Here is a 15,935-nt window from a genome sequence, read left to right on the forward strand (position 1 = left end):
GCTATTCTCGCCCGGGCGCTTTCCCCTCGCCTGGCGCATGCTCAACGCGTGCGCGGCAACGCCAACCACACTGCCCCGAATCGACCCGCCGCCCGATCCACGATCCGATGCTGCTCACCTCACTCGTCCTCGTTCCGTTCGTCGGCAGTCTGCTTGCGGCGCTGATGCCGCAGAGTGCCCGCAACCACGAGTCCTGGCTCGCGATTGCGGTGGCGGCCTACGGCCTGATCGTCGCCGGCCTGCTCTTCCCCGAGGTGGAGGGTGGCGCGGTGATGCGGGAAGAGTTCGCCTGGTTGCCGGCGCAGGGGCTGTACTTCGTGCTGCGGGTCGACGGCCTGGCCTGGGTGTTCACCATGCTGGTGCTCGTCATCGGCTTGCTGGTGGTGCTGTACGCGCGCTACTACATGTCGCCCGAAGACCCGGTGCCGCGCTTCTTCTCCTTCCTGCTCGCCTTCATGGGCTCGATGCTGGGGGTGGTGCTGTCGGGCAACCTGGTGCAGCTGGTGGTGTTCTGGGAGCTCACCAGCCTGACCTCCTTCCTCCTCATCGGTTACTGGCACCACCGCGCCGATGCGCGGCGCGGGGCGCGCATGGCCTTCACCGTCACCGCCACCGGCGGCCTGTGCCTGATGGCGGGCGTGCTGGTGCTCGGCCACATCGTCGGCAGCTACGACCTCGACGTGGTACTGGCCGCCGGCGAGCAGATTCGTGAGCACGAGCTGTACCTGGCGGCGCTGGTGCTGATCGCGCTCGGTGCGCTGACCAAGAGCGCCCAGTTCCCCTTCCACTTCTGGCTGCCGCACGCGATGGCCGCGCCCACGCCGGTGTCGTCCTACCTGCACTCGGCAACCATGGTGAAAGCTGGCGTATTCCTGCTGGTGAGGCTGTGGCCGGCGCTGGCGGGCACGCCGGAATGGACCTGGATCATCGGCGGCGCCGGGGTGTGCACCCTGCTGCTCGGCGCCTTCATCGCGATCTTCCAGCACGACCTCAAGGGCCTGCTGGCGTACTCGACGATCAGCCACCTCGGCCTGATCACGGTGCTGATCGGCATCGGCACGCCGCTGGCGATGGTGGCGGCGATCTTCCACATCCTCAACCACGCCACCTTCAAGGCCTCGCTGTTCATGGCCGCCGGCATCATCGACCACGAGAGCGGCACCCGCGACCTGCGCGTGCTGCGCGGCCTGCGCCACAAGCTGCCGATCACCGCCACGCTGGCCATCGTCGCCAGCGCGGCGATGGCGGGCGTGCCGCTGTTGAACGGCTTCCTGTCGAAGGAGATGTTCTTCGCCGAGACCCTGCATGTCGGCGGCGAGCGCAACTGGTGGATGTCCTACGCCGCGGTGGCGATGGGCATGTTCAGCGTCGCCTACTCGCTGCGCTTCATCTCGATCTTCTTCGGCGCACCGGCCGAGGACCTGCCGCGCGACCCGCACGAGCCGCCGCGCTGGATGCGTTTTCCGGTCGAGCTGCTGGTCCTCGCCTGCCTCATCGTCGGCATCGCGCCCGGCATCAGCATCGAGCCGATCCTCAACGTCGCGGTGCACGCCGTGCTCGGCAGCGCCTCCCCGGACTACGACCTCGCCGTGTGGCACGGCCTGAACCTGCCGCTGCTGATGAGCGTGCTCGCGCTGGCGGGCGGCGTGCTGCTGTACGTCGTGCTGCGCCGCCATTTCGATCTGCGCGAGCGCGACAACGTGCCGCTGATCCACCGCTTCAACGGCGCGCAAGCCTACGAGACCGTGATGCTGAACCTGACGCGCGCCGCCAGCTGGCTGCTGCAGCGCCTGGGCACCGCGCGTCTGCAGCCGCAGCTGCTGCTGATGATGATCGCGCTGCTGGTGCTGCCGCTGCTGCTGGCCGGCGCCCCACCCGCGTGGACGCAGATTCCGCTGCAGGACTTCGACCCCCTGTTCGCCGCCCTGTGGGCGATTGGCGGCGGCTGCGCGATCGCCGGCGCGTGGATGGCGAAGTACCACCGCCTGGCCGCCCTCGCCCTGGTCGGCGGCACCGGCATCATCACGGCGGCGAGCTTCCTGTGGCTGTCGGCACCGGATCTGGCGCTGACCCAGTTGATGGTGGAGACCGTCACCACCGTGCTGATCCTGCTCGGGCTGCGCTGGCTGCCTCCGCGCATCGAGCCTGGCGATCTGAAACCGGTCCCGCCGCGCACGGTCTGGCTGCGGCGCACGCGCGACCTCGCCGTCGCCGTGGCCGGTGGCCTGGCGCTGGCCGCGCTCACCTACGCCGTGCTGGTGCACCCGGCCTCGGACACGATTGCCGATTTCTTCCTCCTCAACGCCCTTGAAGGCGGCGGCGGCAGCAACGTGGTGAACGTGCTGCTGGTCGACTTCCGCAGCTTCGACACCCTGGGCGAGATCACCGTGCTCGCCATCGTCGCCCTCACCGTCTACGCCCTGCTGCGCCGCTTCCGCCCCGCGCCCGAGAGCGCGGGCGTTCCGCCGCAGCAGCGCAACACGGCCGACCCTGCGCACGGGCAAAGCCCCGCCGAGCAGGCCAACAGCGGCTACCTGATGGTGGCCGGCATCTATCTGCGCCTGCTACTGCCCTTCATGGGGGTGATCGCGGTGTACTTCTTCATGCGCGGCCACAACCTGCCCGGTGGCGGCTTCGTAGCGGGCCTGATCTTCGCGGTGGCGATCCTCGTGCAGTACATGCTGGCCGGCACGGCCTGGGTGGAGAGCCATCTGCACCTGAGGCCGCACCGCTGGCTGGGGCTGGGGCTGCTGCTGGCCTGCGCCACCGGCCTGGGGGCCTGGCTGTTCGGCCACCCCTTCCTCACCACCCACACCGCGCATGTGAGCTGGCCGCTGGTGGGCGAGCTGCATCTGCCCAGTGCCTTCGTGTTCGATCTCGGCGTGTTCGCGGTAGTGGTGGGCACCACCATGCTGATGCTGGTGGCCCTCGCCCACCAGTCGCTGCGCGCCCACCGTCAGCCGGGCGAGGACGCCGCCGGAGGCATGAACTGATGGAACTGGTGATCGCAATCGCGGTGGGCGTGATGTTCGGCTCGGGGATCTGGCTGATCCTGCGGCCACGAACCTTCCAGCTCATCATCGGCCTGCTGCTGATGTCGTATGCAGTGAACGTGTTCATCTTCGCGATGGGCCGCCTGTGGGTGGACAAGCCACCGATCACGCCGGTGCTTCACATCGATCCGACCCAGTTCGCCGATCCCTTGCCGCAAGGCCTGGTGCTCACCGCCATCGTGATCGGCTTCGCCACCACCGCACTCTATCTGGTGATCATGATCGGGGCACGCGGCCTCACCGACAGCGACCACGTCGATGGCGAGGAGCCGCGCGAATGAACACGATGCCCTGGCTGCAACATCTGATCGTCCTGCCCGTGCTGCTGCCGCTGGTGGTGGGCGCGCTGCTGATTCCGGTCAACCACAGTCGGCACGCGCTCAAGCTCGGCCTCAGCCTGGCCAGCACCGTGCTGCTGTGGCTGCTCGCCATCGCCTTGTTGCTGCTCGTCGACGGCGAACACTGGCAGGGCGGCATCGGCGTCTACCTGGCGTCGAACTGGGCGGCGCCCTTCGGCATCGCGCTGATGATCGACCGCCTGGCGGCGCTGATGCTGGTGCTGACCGCAACGATCGCGCTCGCCGTGCTGGCGTTTTCGGCCCAGCGCTGGGACCGGGTCGGGGTGCACTTCCATTCCCTGTTCCAGTTCATGCTGATGGGGCTCAACGGCGCCTTCCTGACAAACGACCTGTTCAACCTGTTCGTGTTCTTCGAGGTCATGCTGGCCGCCTCCTACGGCCTCGTGCTGCACGGCTACAACCTGCGCCGCATCCGCGCCGGCATGCAGTACATCGCCGTCAACCTGGTCGCCTCGCTGCTGTTCCTGATCGGCGTCGCGCTGATCTACGCGGCATCCGGCACGCTCAACATCGCCGACCTCGCCACCCGCGTCGCCACCCTCGGCCCGCAGGACGCCTGGCTGCTGCGCATCGGCGCCGTCATCCTGGCGCTCGCCTTCCTCACCAAGGGGGCGATGTGGCCGCTCGGCTTCTGGCTGCCCACCACCTATGCCTCGGCGTCGGCGCCGGTGGGCGCGATGCTGGTGGTGATGACCAAGGTCGGCGTGTATGCGGTGCTGCGCGTGTGGCTCGCCGTGTTCGGCGACGAGGCCGGCGCCCTGGGCGGCTTCGGCCTCACCGCGCTGACCGTGGGCGGCATGGCGACCCTGCTGTTCGGCGCGATCGGCATGTTGTCCAGCGAGGACGGCGGGCGCATGGCCGGCTATGGCGCGATCATCTCCTCGGGCACGCTGCTGGCGGTGATCGGGCAGTCGGGCAGCGCCGTGCTGGCCTCCGGGCTGTACTACCTGCTCGGCTCGACGCTGGCGATGGCGGCCTTCATGCTGCTGATCGAGCTCACCGAGCGTATCCGCCCGCCGGGGGCGGCGCTGCTCGCAATCACCATGGAAGCCTTCGCCATCGAGGACAAGCCCGAGGACCCGGTCGGCGTCGGCATTCCCGGCACCCTCGCCTTTCTCGGCCTGAGCTACGCCGCCTGCGCCCTGGTGATCAGCGGCATGCCGCCGCTGTCGGGTTTCGTCGCCAAGTTCAGCCTCTTTCATGCGCTGCTCGACAGTGCCACGGGCACACCGGGCGGCGTCCCCACCCTGACCTGGGCGCTGATCGCGCTGATGGTGTTCGGCGGCCTGGCGGCGATCATCGCCCTGATGCGCCTGGGTGTGCGGACCTTCTGGGCCTCGGGCATGGTGGCGCCGCCACGGCTGCAGGTCTCGGAGGCGGCGCCGGTGGGCGCGCTGGTGCTGCTGTGCGTGCTGCTGACGCTGCAGGCCGGGCCGGCCTTCGACTATCTGGGCCGCACGACTGCGGACCTCGCGCGCAGCGGCGACTACAGCACGCGCGTGCTGGGCGAGCCCCCTGTGCTGCGCGCACCCGCCGCGGAGGGGTTGCGATGAGACGCTGGCTGCCTTCGCCGCTGCTGTCGTGCAGCCTGCTGCTGCTGTGGCTGACGCTCAACCAGACCGTCGAGCCCGCGCACTGGCTGCTCGGCGGCGCCCTCGGCATCATCGCGCCGCTGCTCGCGCGCCCGCTGCAGCCGCACGGCCATGCCCACATCCGCCGGCCGCTGGCCCTGTTCCGCCTGCTGTGGCTGTCGGCGATCGAGATCATCCGCTCCTGCTTCAACGTCAGCCAGATCATCCTGCTGCGCCGCTCGGCCGACGTGAACTCGCAGTTCATCCGCGTGCCGCTCGAGCTGCGCAGCCCGCACGGCCTCGCCCTGCTGTCCTGCCTGATCAACTCGACGCCGGGCACGGTGTGGGTGGAGATCCTGCCCGACACGCACGAACTGCTGCTGCACGTGTTCGACCTGCACGACGAGCAGTGGTGGGTGGACACCATCAAGACGCGTTACGAGCAGCCCATCATCGAGGTGTTCGAGACGCCGCAACGCAAGACCGAAGGAGACCGCAGATGACGACTGCGACGCTGCTCGCGGGCGCGATCGTGTTCGCGCTGGTGTGCGTGGTGCTGGCCATGGTGCTGTGCACGCTGCGCCTGCTGATCGGCCCCAGCGCACAGGACCGCGTGCTGGCGCTGGACACGCTGTGGATGTGCGTGATGCTGCTGGCGCTGATGCTGGGCATCCGCCATGGCAGCCAGATCTATTTCGAGGCCGCCTTGCTGATCGCCCTGCTCGGCTTCGTGTCCACCATCGCGCTGGCCAAGTTCCTGATGCGTGGCGAGGTGATCGAATGAACATTGCCGCCGACCTGCCATGGTGGGCGGCCGTCGCCGTCGCCTTCCTGCTCGTGCTCGGCGGGCTGATCACGCTGATCGGCACGCTCGGCCTGCTGCGCCTGCAGCACTTCTACCAGCGCATGCACGGGCCGGCGATCACGATCGCGCTGGGCGCCGGCTGCATCCTCGTGGCCTCGATGCTGTACTTCACCGTGACGCAATCGCGCCTGGTGATCCATGAGCTGCTGATCAGCGTGTTCGTGCTGATGACGGCGCCGGTGGTGGCGATGATGATCATGCGTGCGGCGGTGTATCGCGACCTGCGCGCCCGCCACGGCCTCCCCCCCGACGGCGAGGGTGGGCAGGAGTAATAGTCGGTAGGCGCTTTTTGCGTGAGGGGGACGATTCACCACGGCCGGCGTCCGAGTTACCGGCGCCCCCTTGACCTCAAGCTAACTCTTCTCGTCGCAGGGCGGGTGGAGGGTTTGCACCTCCTGATATCGGCGTAGAACGCTTTCGTATTCGCCACCTGCTGCGGCGCTCTGCACGCAGTGGCTGGTATAGGGGTCGTTCTCGCCCCAGCAGATTTCGGTATAGATGTCCGGAGCACAGCGCTAAAGTGCGCGCCAGCGACGACGTAGTGGGAGTCCTTGACGCCGGACTTGTCCTTTGTGAAGAGGCTTTAGTCGAGGTAGGGCGTGATGTTCTTGACGGGCCCAAGGGCCAGGGCAATGCGTAGTTAGCCTCTGCCGGGTAGAAGTTGCGTAAACAAGGGTCGCAGCGTGAAACGACTCGGGCATACCCACACAACGGGCGAAAAGGCGCTCATCACCTCGAAGTCAGCGCCCGTTCGGCCACTCCGGTGTCGGACGATTCAGGCAAGTCGGTCGGTATGTCGGGGCACCGACGTACTGATCCCATTCCTGCTCGGTGAGGTTCGCCGTAACGCGCGCGCAGGCGCGTTCCAGGACTTCCGCGAGCGAAACGAACAGGGCGTCGGGCTGGATGACTGCCTGACCATCGGTGTTGACCGTAACAACCGCCCTGCCGTCTGGACTCCAGGCCGCAATCACCTCCGCCGAGGGCGCACCCGGAATCGTCACAGGCACCCGCGACGAGTGGCCCAGCGTCCAGACAGCCTGCCCTGCTGGACCCGGCGCGAGCAATCGACGTCCATCAAAGCTTAAGTACACATGCCCCTGTTGGTATGCCATTCGGATTGAGTCCAGCATCTGCCCGCTCTGTGCATCGTACACGCGGGCCAGATAGTCGCTCCCCGCGATCAGCACTCGGCTGCCGTCCGAACTCCAGCCGACCTGATTCACTCCCTCTGCGTTGCCCACCAACTGAACCACCACGGCTTCGCGCTCGACATCCCAAACGCGCACGATCCGGTCTGCCCCCGCGATCAGCGCCCGCTGGCCATCAGGACTCAGTGCCGGACAGACGCGAACTGCCCCGTGCCCAGGAAGACTAGCCAGCATATGGCCCGTCGCGGCATCCCAGACCCGCGCATTGCCGTCGCGACTGGCCGTTATTGCGCGGGCCGCTGTCCCATCCCAGCCTGCGCAGGTCAGTTCCTCCGAATGTCCGTGGAATTGCATGAGCTGCGCGCCGGTTGCCACCTCGTAGAGTGTCGCGACGGACTCGGAGCCCAACGCAGCGATAACCCGAGCGCCTGTCGGGTCCGGCGAGACCACAAGCATCTCCGGGGTGGTGTGCAGGACAGCCAGCGGATAGCCGCTTGCGGGATCCCAGCCTCGGAACGTGCCGGCGCGGTCCACCGTCATGACGCGCCGGCCGTCCGACGTTATCCCAGCATAGCGAACCCCGCCCACATGGCCGCGCAGTTCCACCCGCCTCCAGTCGCCCGGTATGCGCCACCGCCGGATCACTGAAGATTGACCCGCAGTTAAAACGGATTCCCCATCTTGGGCGAACGCGACAAGCCGGATTTGCGCGCCATGACCCCGCAGCACAGCAAGTGTTCGTCCGCCGGTCCCCCATATCCGTGCCGTGCCGTCATCGCTTCCCGTCGCGAGCCGGTTTCCATCAGGACTCCAGGCGAGCGCGGTGACGTGATCGACGTGTCCGCTCAGGACGTGGATGGCGCGGCCCGCGCCCGCATCCCAGACGCGTACAGTGTGATCCCGGCTAGCAGTCGCAATCAGGTCTCCATGCCGCTCCCATACAGCCTGCTCGACGCGCTCGGAATGTCCGTCGAGCTGCGCCAACGGTTTCCCGTCGGGCAAGGTCCACAGACGACCTGCTCCGCCCTCGTCGAACGTAGCCACACGCCCTCCATCTGGACTGATCGCGACCACTTCGACGGATCGGTCGTGCCCCCTCAGGACACCTGCGGCAATTCCGCCGTCAAGGTCCCAGATGTGGGCCGTTCCGTCACGACCTACAGTCACAGCGTACCGCCCATCCCCACTCACCGCGATGCCGTGTATCCAGCCGGAATGGCCTTGCAGCGTGGCCTCCTTCCGACCGTCCACAGCGTTCCAAAGCCGCACGCTCCCATCGCTGGCTGCCACCAGCAAGCGATGCCCGTCGCCAACCCATTGAGCCCGGTACCCCGTAAGTTGCAGTGCCAGGGATCCGTCAGCGCGCCAGATGCGCACGTCGCGATCCTCGTCGCTTACGGTGAGCACCAAAGCGCCGTCCGGGCTGAATGCGGCCTGGCGGACGGTACTCTGGTGGCCGCTCAACTCGGCGAGCACCGCACCGGTTGCAAGATCCCAGATCCGAACCGACCGATCGGCGCTGCCGGTAAGCAGGCGCTCGCCCCTCGGGTCGAGCGCCATCGCGTGAATCGATCCGCGGTGGCCTTGAAGCGGCACGCCTAGGGGAACCTCCAGCATCGCACGGCGCAGTACGGCTTCCGCCTGCTCGCTCGCATGCCGCCGCACTCCCTCGATTGCGAGCAGCGTGGCCAGTTCGGGATCGGTTTCGAGAACGGCGGACGCCGTAACAGCGAGTTGCCGGGACACGGCGAGGTCGCGCTGTTGTATGGCCTGATGGGTGCTCCAAACCGATACGGCGGTAAGTCCCAGGAGCCCGACCACCGCCAATGCCGCCACCCGTCGCGTGCGCCGATGCTGACGAAGATCCTCACCGTCGATCTGATCCTTGGGCCGTCCGTGAAGAGGCGCCGCCAAATCCAGCACTGCGGCACGGAACCGTGCATGACGGAGCGACAGCATCTCACCACTGCGCGCCCAGCGCAGGTCTACATGCAGGGGCGACTCGCGAAAACTGTGGTGCAAGCAAGTCGGGAGCGCAGTCGTGCGGTCTGGATCGAAGCCGCCGTCCACTTCCCGCCACACCACGTCTCCGTCCGTTAACACAATGAGCAGATGATCGGGACTTCGGTTCTTCGCCCACCACTCGACCTCGCGGCCGACCCAGTCCGAATCAGCCGCAGCCGGAGAAGCCATCAGGATAAAGTAACGCGACTCCCCGAGGGCGCGCTCTATCGAGCCCCACAGGCCCGGACTTGCCGCCAGACTCGTTGCGTCTCGAAAGACATGCAGGGCCCGCATCCGATACCAGGGCCGTGCCAAACGATGCAGCCCGGACTGCAGGGCCGGAGCGAGTTTCCCATCGGCAGCATGACTGTAGGAAATGAACGCATCGTATCGCATGGACAACCGACCTCGCCTCGTCAAACCTCCGGCTTCGGGCGCTCGAATCAGGCCGAAGGACACACAGAAGCACCCAAGGTGCCGTCGACTAGAGAACAATGGATCAAGTAGGAGTCGCCAGTTACCCAGTATAGGCAGCAGGCGGCAATTGGGCCGCCGGCGGGCTTGGGCAACCAGCTCTGCCGAATGGTGTCAGGCGACACGGTAGATTGACCCCCATGTTGCCTCACAAGAGAACGCTACCCGCGATGCACTCGCCGTTCTTTGCGCCGTCCGTTTGGTAGAAGATATGGGCATGCGCGCGATGAGTCGCACCAGCTGCAATCCAACCTACCCGTCCTCGTTTCCTCATGAATCCGGGACTCATACTCCTCGGCCTGCAGACACTTGGTGGCATTCAACCTCCCATTGCGATTGTTGGATTTGTTCGCGAACGGCCTCTGCGCGCCCGCCACGGTATCCCCCCGACGGCGAGGGTGGGCAGGAGTGAGGGGCGGACGCTGCACAGCCCGGGCCCTGCAGCGCCCTCGCCCTCAGGCGGGCCCGAACATCAGCTGGTCGCGGATCGGACTGACGTCCTGACCGTCCTTCATCAGCTGGAAGTACCAGGCGCCGTCCGCGGTGTCGCCGTACAGCACCGAGCCGACGATGCGGCCATCGCGCAGCACGAGGCGCTTGTACACGCCGCCCTGCCTGTCCTGCAGCACGATCTCCTCGGTGTCGGCGCCGCCGCTGAAGTCGCCCGCCGAGAACACGTCGATGCCGGTGACCTTGAGCTTGGTCGAGGTCAGCGAGCCGGTGTAGCGGCCGATGCCGAAGTTGGCGAGGTGGTTGGCGCACACCTTGCCCTGCTCGAACAGCGGCGCCACCAGGCCGTAGGCGATGCCACGATGGGCGACGCACTCTCCGACCGCGTAGATGCGCGGGTCGGTGACGGTCTGCAGCGTGTCGGAAACATGGATGCCGCGCATCCGGCCCCTGCCGCAGTACAGCCCGGCGGACTCGGCCAGCACACAGTTGGGCCGGACTCCGGCGGCGATCACGACCAGATCGGCGGCGATCTCCATGCCGTCCTTCAAGCGCACCACACCCACACGCCCTGGCTGCGCCTCGCCGCCCGACTCAAGCTGCTCACCGCGTGCCGGCAGCAGCGCCTCGGTCTGGCGCGCGAGCAGGAACTTCATGCCCCTGGCCTCGAGCGAGGCCTGCAGCATGTCGGCCGCCACCTTGTCGAGCTGGCGCTCCATGATCCATTCGCCGAGGTGCACCACGGTGACGTCCATGCCGCGCAGCATCAGGCCGTTGGCCGCCTCCAGGCCGAGCAGGCCGGCGCCGATCACCACCGCGTGGCGGTACTGGCCGGCGGCCGCGATCATCGCCTCGGTGTCGGCGATGTCGCGGTAGCCGAGCACACCGGGCAGGTCCTTGCCGGGGATGGGCGGGATGAAGGGGGTGGAGCCGGTGGCGAGCAGCAGGCGGTCGTAGTCGGCCTCGATGAGGCGGCCGTCCTCGCCCTCGGCGATGACCTTGCGCCGGAGCCGATCGATGTGGGTGACCGTGCTGCCGGCGTGCAAGGTGATGTTGTTGTCGCGATACCAGGCGAGATCGTTGAGCATGATCTCGGGCAGCGTCATCTCGCCCGCCAGCACCGGAGACAGCAGGATGCGGTTGTAGTTGCCATGCGGCTCGGCACCGAACACGGTGATGTCGTACAGGTCGGGGGCGAGCTTGAGCAGCTCCTCGAGGGTGCGCACGCCGGCCATGCCGTTGCCGACGAGGACGAGCTTCATCTTCTTCATGATTGCTCCCCGCTCACGCCCGCCGCGCCGCCGCCGGCTGGCTGGCACCCGCAGCGGCGCGCGCACGGGCATTGGCGATCGGCTCGACCTTGCGCTGCTTCTCGTACAGGAAGCTCAGCACCTCGTGGCGGTAGTGGGTGTAGCGCGCATCGTCGGCGAGCGCGAGGCGGTCGCGCGGGCGCGGCAGCTCGATGTCGAGCACCTGGCCGATGGTGGCCGAGGGGCCGTTGGTCATCATCACGATGCGGTCGGACAGCAGCACCGCCTCGTCCACATCGTGGGTGATCATCATCACCGTGTTCTGCAGCTCGGACTGGATGCGCATCACCTCGTCCTGCAGGTGGGCGCGGGTAAGCGCGTCGAGCGCGCCGAAGGGCTCGTCGAGCAGCAGCACCTTGGGCTCCATCGCCAGCGCGCGGGCGATGCCCACGCGCTGCTTCATGCCGCCGGAGATCTCCGCCGGGAGGCGATCGAGGGCGTGGCTCATGCTCACCATGTCGAGGTTGTGCAGGATCCAGTCACGCTGTTCGGCCGCGCCGCGCCGGCCCTTGAAGATCTTCTGCACCGCGATCTCGACGTTCTGGTACACCGTCAGCCAGGGCAGCAGCGAGTGGTTCTGGAACACCAGGGCGCGGTCGGGGCCCGGTGCATTGACCTCGCGGCCATCGACGATGACCCCGCCCGAGCTGGCGCGCAGCAGGCCGGCGACGATGTTGAGCACGGTCGACTTGCCGCAGCCGGAGTGGCCGATCAGCGAGATGTATTCGCCGCGCTGGATATCGAGGTTCACATCCGCGAGCACCGGGTTGGTGACGCCGCCACGGCTGAATTCCATGTCGACGCGGGAGATGCTGAGATAGGGCTGGCTCATGATCGGGTACTCCTTAAGCGGGGCTGGTGCCACGGGTGACGCGCTTGCCGACCCAGGCGACCAGGCGGTCGAGCAGGAAGCCGACGACGCCGACATAGACGAGGGCGAGGATGATGTCGCTGACCAGCGACGAGTTCCACGCATCCCAGATGAAGAAGCCGATGCCCACGCCACCGATCAGCATCTCGGCGGCGATGATCGCCAGCCAGGACAGGCCGACGCCGATGCGCAGGCCGGAGAAGATGTAGGGCGCGGCCGCCGGCAGCATGATCTTCCAGAAGTACTCGACGCCATTGAGGCGGATGACGCGGGCGACGTTGCGGTAGTCCTCGGGGATGTTCCGGATGCCCACCGAGGTGTTGATGATGATCGGCCAGATCGCGGTGATGAAGATGACGAAGATGGCCGACGGGTTGCTGTCCTGGAAGCCGGCCAGCGAGATCGGCAGCCAGGCCAGCGGCGGCACCGTGCGCAGCACCTGGAACAGCGGGTCGAGCCCGCGCAGCGCCCAGGTCGATTGCCCCACCAGCACGCCGAGGCTGACGCCGACCACCACCGCCAGCAGGTAGCCGTAGGCGACGCGCTCGAGGCTGGCGAGGATCTGCCAGGCGAGGCCGACGTCATTGCCGCCGTTGTCGAAGAAGGGCTGGGTGATCAGCTCCCAGGTGTCGGTGACCACCTGGCTGGGCGGCGGCAGCGCCGCGCCTGGACGCGCGCACAGCAGCTCCCACACCGCGAACAGCAGGCCGATGACGACCAGCGGCGGCAGCACGTGGTTCATGAAGTAGCCATAGGCCGTGCTGGCGCGCGTGCGCAGCAGGGAGGGCGGCGCGCTGGCCGGCACGGGTGCAGCGATGGAATGGGTGTTGTCCATGACGGACTCCTGTAGAGGTCGGGCCTGGGGGCCAGGCCCGGTTGATCCGGTCTCAGCCGCGCACGGTCTTGATGGCGAGGCTGTCGAGGTAGGCCATCGGGTTCTCGGGGTCGAAGACCTTGCCGTCGAAGAAGGTCTCGACGCCGCGCGAGGTCGAGGCCGGGATGTCGCTCGCCGCCACGCCCAGCTCCTGCGCCGCCTGGCGCCACAGGTCCTCGCGGTTGACCTTCGCCACCCAGCCCTTCATGTCGAAGTCGCGCGGCAGGTAGCCCCAGCGGATGTTCTCGGTGAGGAACCACAGGTCGTGGCTCTGGAAGGGGTAGGAGGCCTGGTCCTTCCAGTAGCGCATCTGCGCCGGGCTGTTCTCGACCACGCGGCCGGTGCCGTAGTCGAAGTCGCCGCGCATGCGATCGACGATGTCCTCGAAGGGGGCGTTGATCCAGCGCCGCTTGGCGCAGATGCGCGCCACTTCCTCGCGGTTGGCCGGGTCCTCGCAGAACATCTGCGCTTCCATCACCGCCTTGATCAGCGCCTTGGTCGCGTTGGGGTTGGCATCGACGTAGTCGGCGCGCATGGCGAAGGCCTTCTCGGGGTGGTTGTGCCACAGCTCGCCGGTGGTGTTGGCGGTGTAGCCGATGCCCTGGTTGATGAGCTGGCGGTTCCACGGCTCGCACACGCAGAAGGTGTCCATGCTGCCCACCTTCATGTTGGCCACCATCTGCGGCGGCGGCACGACGATGGTGGCGATGTCGCGCGTGGGGTCGATGCCGCCGGCGGCCAGCCAGTAGCGGATCCACATGTCGTGGGTGCCGCCGGGGAAGGTCATCGCCGCATTGACCGCCTTGCCCGAGGCGCGCTTGGCTGCGATCGCGTCCTTGAAGCCGGAGGCATCGACGCCGACCTTGAGGTCCTTGTACTCGTTGCCCACCGAGATGCACTGCCCGGCCAGGTTCAGGCGCGCCAGGATGTACATCGGCACCTGCACGTTGTTGGCCGTCATCGCGCCGCTGCTGATCAGGTAGGGCATGGGGGTGAGGATGTGGGCGCCGTCGATGCCGTTGCGCGCCGAGCCCAGCACCAGGTTGTCGCGGGTCGTGCCCCAGGACGACTGCTTGAGCACCTCGACCTCGGTCATGCCGTGCTTGGCGAAGAAGCCCTTCTCGTCGGCGACGAAGAGCGGCGCGGCGTCGGTGAGCGCGATGAAGCCGAGCTTGGCCTTCGTCGTCTCGAGCGCGCCGCCGGCGGCCCGCGCCTGTGCGGACCAGAGTCCGCCCACCATCGCCGCGCCAGTCAGCGCGGCGGCGCTGCGGATGAAGTCACGACGGCTGAAATCCGACTGCTTGATGACTTTGCTGCCCATGATCGACTCCTGAATGTGAACCGCTGAAAGCAATAAGGCGCCCATCCCCGCCCGCGCATGCGCTGGCCATGGATGGACGCCTTTGTCCGGGATGCGACAGCCGGGGGCTGCGCAATGAGTCTCGAACCGCCTTTGGTTTCGCCTCGCTTCAACCTACGCAGAAGTCGTGCCAGGGCGTGAAAGAAGGGCGGATCCCTTGCCGCCAGCGGGTCTCGGGCGCAAGGCGGGGCTCGCGCCGCCGCCAGGCGATGCACTGCTGCAGTGCAACACAAGTAGGGCGCGCACAGCGCCGGTGCGCTTCAGGGGCGCTTCAGGACCGCCCCCGGGAGCAGCTCGGCCATCGCCAGCACGGCCTGGGCAACGTCGACGAGGCGGCGGCCCTGGTTCATCGCAGTCTGCCGCAGCAGGCGGTAGGCCTCCTCCTCGCTCAGGCCCTGGTGCGCCATCAGCAGGCCCTTGGCGCGCTCGATGAGCTTGCGCTCGTCGAGCGTCGCCCGCACCGTCGCGAGCTCGTCGCCCATCGCCTGCAGGCGACGCGACTGGGCCTGCAAGGTGTCGAGGATGGAACGCGTCAGACGGGGGCCGAGGCCGTCACCCCCCCGCAGCGCGCCCTCCCCGCCTTCCCAGCCCGCCTCGCCGCCGGGCGCGGCGGGGTCGCCGCCGACCAGCACCGTCAGCGGTGCGGGCGCATCGGGCTGGGCGCGCAGCGCCTCGAGCATCGCCTGCTGGTCCTCGAGCTCGGCCCGCGTGGTGGCGATCTTGCGCTCGCAGGCCTGCTGCAGGCTGGTGGCGAGGTGGGCTTCGACCTCATGGATCTGGTCCAGGCGCTGCGAGCAGCAGTCGAACCAGACGTCGGCCAGTGCGCCGTCGAGTGCGGCAGCGGGCGCGGCGGCCACCAGCTTGCGGCGCAGGCGCTCGAGCTCGCTCAGCGGCATCGTGGCCTGCAGCGCGCGCCACTGCGTCAGGACCTCGTCCGCACAGAAGCTCTCGAAGCGCTCGAAGCATTGCTCCTGGCTCTCGATCAGGTGCACCAGCTGCTGGATCTCGTCGCTGCCGATGCGCCCCGCGGCAAAGGCCGCCGCACCCGCAGCGCGCTCCTGCCCGGCGAACTCCTTGCCCTGCATCAGGTTGAAAAGGCCGACCAGCGGCCGCGACACGGCCGGGTCCACGGCGACGTCGGCCGCCTCGAAGACCAGGGCGAGCAACGCCGCGACCGCCCTGTTGTAGCGTCGCGTGGCCTCCTGCGCGCTGCAGGCCTGCGCGCGCACGGCCTCGCGCAGCGCGGGCAACTGGTCGAGGGCATGGACACCGACGGCGATGCGGGTGAACAGGCGCACGCCCCCGGCGAGCGCGCCTTCGCGCCGCTCGAGGCCGTCGAGCCAGTCGCGCACACGCACTTCGGCCGCGGCGCAGGCGGCGATGCGCTCGTCGAGCTCGGCCGCGTAGCGCTGGCCGGCCGAGGCCAGATAGACGTTGGACGCGCCGCGCTCGCGCTGCAGCCGATGGACGAGTTCGCTGAGTTCCTGCACCAGTTCGCAGGTGCGTGCGAGCTGTTCGAGTTCGTCGATTTCGCAGCGGCGTGCCGCGACCAGAAAGCTGAGCGCCGATGTCATGCGGGGTTCTCCATGATCC

At 67.8% G+C, this 15,935-nt stretch carries 11 protein-coding genes and 1 pseudogene; 6 read left to right on the forward strand and 6 right to left on the reverse strand.

Annotated features, from left to right (window positions below; all coding sequences use genetic code 11):
- Nucleotides 1–107: 107 nt before the first annotated feature.
- From PLC66_RS03580 to mnhG, 6 genes are read left to right on the forward strand one after another with little or no spacing between them, the layout of a single operon-like run.
- Nucleotides 108–2,993, forward strand: a complete 2,886-nt coding sequence (locus PLC66_RS03580; RefSeq protein WP_324537881.1) for a monovalent cation/H+ antiporter subunit A — start codon at nucleotides 108–110, stop codon at nucleotides 2,991–2,993.
- Nucleotides 2,993–3,334 (forward strand): Na+/H+ antiporter subunit C, encoded by a 342-nt coding sequence (locus PLC66_RS03585; protein WP_324537882.1) that lies wholly within the window; start codon nucleotides 2,993–2,995, stop codon nucleotides 3,332–3,334. The genes PLC66_RS03580 and PLC66_RS03585 overlap by 1 nt, the downstream gene beginning before the upstream one ends.
- Nucleotides 3,331–4,965: a monovalent cation/H+ antiporter subunit D gene (locus PLC66_RS03590; RefSeq protein ID WP_324537883.1), complete on the forward strand. Its 1,635-nt coding sequence runs from the start codon at nucleotides 3,331–3,333 to the stop codon at nucleotides 4,963–4,965. Before PLC66_RS03585 ends, PLC66_RS03590 begins: the two co-directional genes overlap by 4 nt.
- Nucleotides 4,962–5,486, forward strand: a complete 525-nt coding sequence (locus PLC66_RS03595) for a Na+/H+ antiporter subunit E (RefSeq protein ID WP_324537884.1) — start codon at nucleotides 4,962–4,964, stop codon at nucleotides 5,484–5,486. The genes PLC66_RS03590 and PLC66_RS03595 overlap by 4 nt, the downstream gene beginning before the upstream one ends.
- Complete coding sequence (locus PLC66_RS03600) at nucleotides 5,483–5,767, forward strand: K+/H+ antiporter subunit F (RefSeq protein ID WP_324537885.1); 285 nt, start codon at nucleotides 5,483–5,485, stop codon at nucleotides 5,765–5,767. Before PLC66_RS03595 ends, PLC66_RS03600 begins: the two co-directional genes overlap by 4 nt.
- Nucleotides 5,764–6,120 carry a monovalent cation/H(+) antiporter subunit G gene (mnhG, locus tag PLC66_RS03605; protein ID WP_324537886.1) on the forward strand — a complete coding sequence of 119 codons (357 nt, stop codon included), beginning with the start codon at nucleotides 5,764–5,766 and terminating at the stop codon, nucleotides 6,118–6,120. The genes PLC66_RS03600 and mnhG overlap by 4 nt, the downstream gene beginning before the upstream one ends.
- Before the next feature lie 468 nt (nucleotides 6,121–6,588).
- Here the strand turns inward: mnhG and PLC66_RS03610 are convergent, their stop codons facing one another.
- The 6 genes and pseudogenes from PLC66_RS03610 to PLC66_RS03635 form a co-directional block, all read right to left on the reverse strand.
- A complete protein-coding gene (locus PLC66_RS03610) occupies nucleotides 6,589–9,399 on the reverse strand; it encodes a hypothetical protein (protein WP_324537982.1) in 2,811 nt (936 codons plus the stop codon).
- Between the two features lie 542 nt (nucleotides 9,400–9,941).
- Nucleotides 9,942–11,198 (reverse strand): annotated as a pseudogene (locus PLC66_RS03615) (NAD(P)/FAD-dependent oxidoreductase); the annotation flags it as partial.
- Between the two features lie 13 nt (nucleotides 11,199–11,211).
- Nucleotides 11,212–12,069 (reverse strand): ABC transporter ATP-binding protein, encoded by an 858-nt coding sequence (locus tag PLC66_RS03620; RefSeq protein ID WP_324537887.1) that lies wholly within the window; start codon nucleotides 12,067–12,069, stop codon nucleotides 11,212–11,214.
- A gap of 13 nt (nucleotides 12,070–12,082) precedes the next feature.
- Nucleotides 12,083–12,943 carry a nitrate ABC transporter permease gene (gene ntrB, locus PLC66_RS03625; protein ID WP_324537888.1) on the reverse strand — a complete coding sequence of 287 codons (861 nt, stop codon included), beginning with the start codon at nucleotides 12,941–12,943 and terminating at the stop codon, nucleotides 12,083–12,085.
- A gap of 52 nt (nucleotides 12,944–12,995) precedes the next feature.
- A complete protein-coding gene (locus PLC66_RS03630; RefSeq protein ID WP_324537889.1) occupies nucleotides 12,996–14,303 on the reverse strand; it encodes a CmpA/NrtA family ABC transporter substrate-binding protein in 1,308 nt (435 codons plus the stop codon).
- 299 nt (nucleotides 14,304–14,602) lie between these two features.
- On the reverse strand, nucleotides 14,603–15,916 hold the full coding sequence (locus PLC66_RS03635; RefSeq protein WP_324537890.1) for a nitrate- and nitrite sensing domain-containing protein: 1,314 nt from the start codon (nucleotides 15,914–15,916) through the stop codon (nucleotides 14,603–14,605).
- Nucleotides 15,917–15,935 lie beyond the last annotated feature (19 nt).

The sequence above is a fragment of the Thauera sp. genome (assembly GCF_035444905.1).
In the GTDB taxonomy this organism is placed as follows: Bacteria; Pseudomonadota; Gammaproteobacteria; order Burkholderiales; family Rhodocyclaceae; genus Thauera.

What these genes read in the sequence shown, in the direction of transcription:
- PLC66_RS03585 (WP_324537882.1), top strand. Translation starts at nt 2,993, where the DNA reads ATGGAACTGGTGATCGCAATCGCGGTGGGCGTGATGTTCGGCTCGGGG.
- PLC66_RS03600 (WP_324537885.1), top strand. Translation starts at nt 5,483, where the DNA reads ATGACGACTGCGACGCTGCTCGCGGGCGCGATCGTGTTCGCGCTGGTG.
- PLC66_RS03580 (WP_324537881.1), top strand. Translation starts at nt 108, where the DNA reads ATGCTGCTCACCTCACTCGTCCTCGTTCCGTTCGTCGGCAGTCTGCTT.
- PLC66_RS03595 (WP_324537884.1), top strand. Translation starts at nt 4,962, where the DNA reads ATGAGACGCTGGCTGCCTTCGCCGCTGCTGTCGTGCAGCCTGCTGCTG.
- PLC66_RS03630 (WP_324537889.1), bottom strand. Translation starts at nt 14,303, where the DNA reads ATGGGCAGCAAAGTCATCAAGCAGTCGGATTTCAGCCGTCGTGACTTC.
- mnhG (WP_324537886.1), top strand. Translation starts at nt 5,764, where the DNA reads ATGAACATTGCCGCCGACCTGCCATGGTGGGCGGCCGTCGCCGTCGCC.
- PLC66_RS03610 (WP_324537982.1), bottom strand. Translation starts at nt 9,399, where the DNA reads ATGCGATACGATGCGTTCATTTCCTACAGTCATGCTGCCGATGGGAAA.
- PLC66_RS03590 (WP_324537883.1), top strand. Translation starts at nt 3,331, where the DNA reads ATGAACACGATGCCCTGGCTGCAACATCTGATCGTCCTGCCCGTGCTG.
- ntrB (WP_324537888.1), bottom strand. Translation starts at nt 12,943, where the DNA reads ATGGACAACACCCATTCCATCGCTGCACCCGTGCCGGCCAGCGCGCCG.
- PLC66_RS03635 (WP_324537890.1), bottom strand. Translation starts at nt 15,916, where the DNA reads ATGACATCGGCGCTCAGCTTTCTGGTCGCGGCACGCCGCTGCGAAATC.
- PLC66_RS03620 (WP_324537887.1), bottom strand. Translation starts at nt 12,069, where the DNA reads ATGAGCCAGCCCTATCTCAGCATCTCCCGCGTCGACATGGAATTCAGC.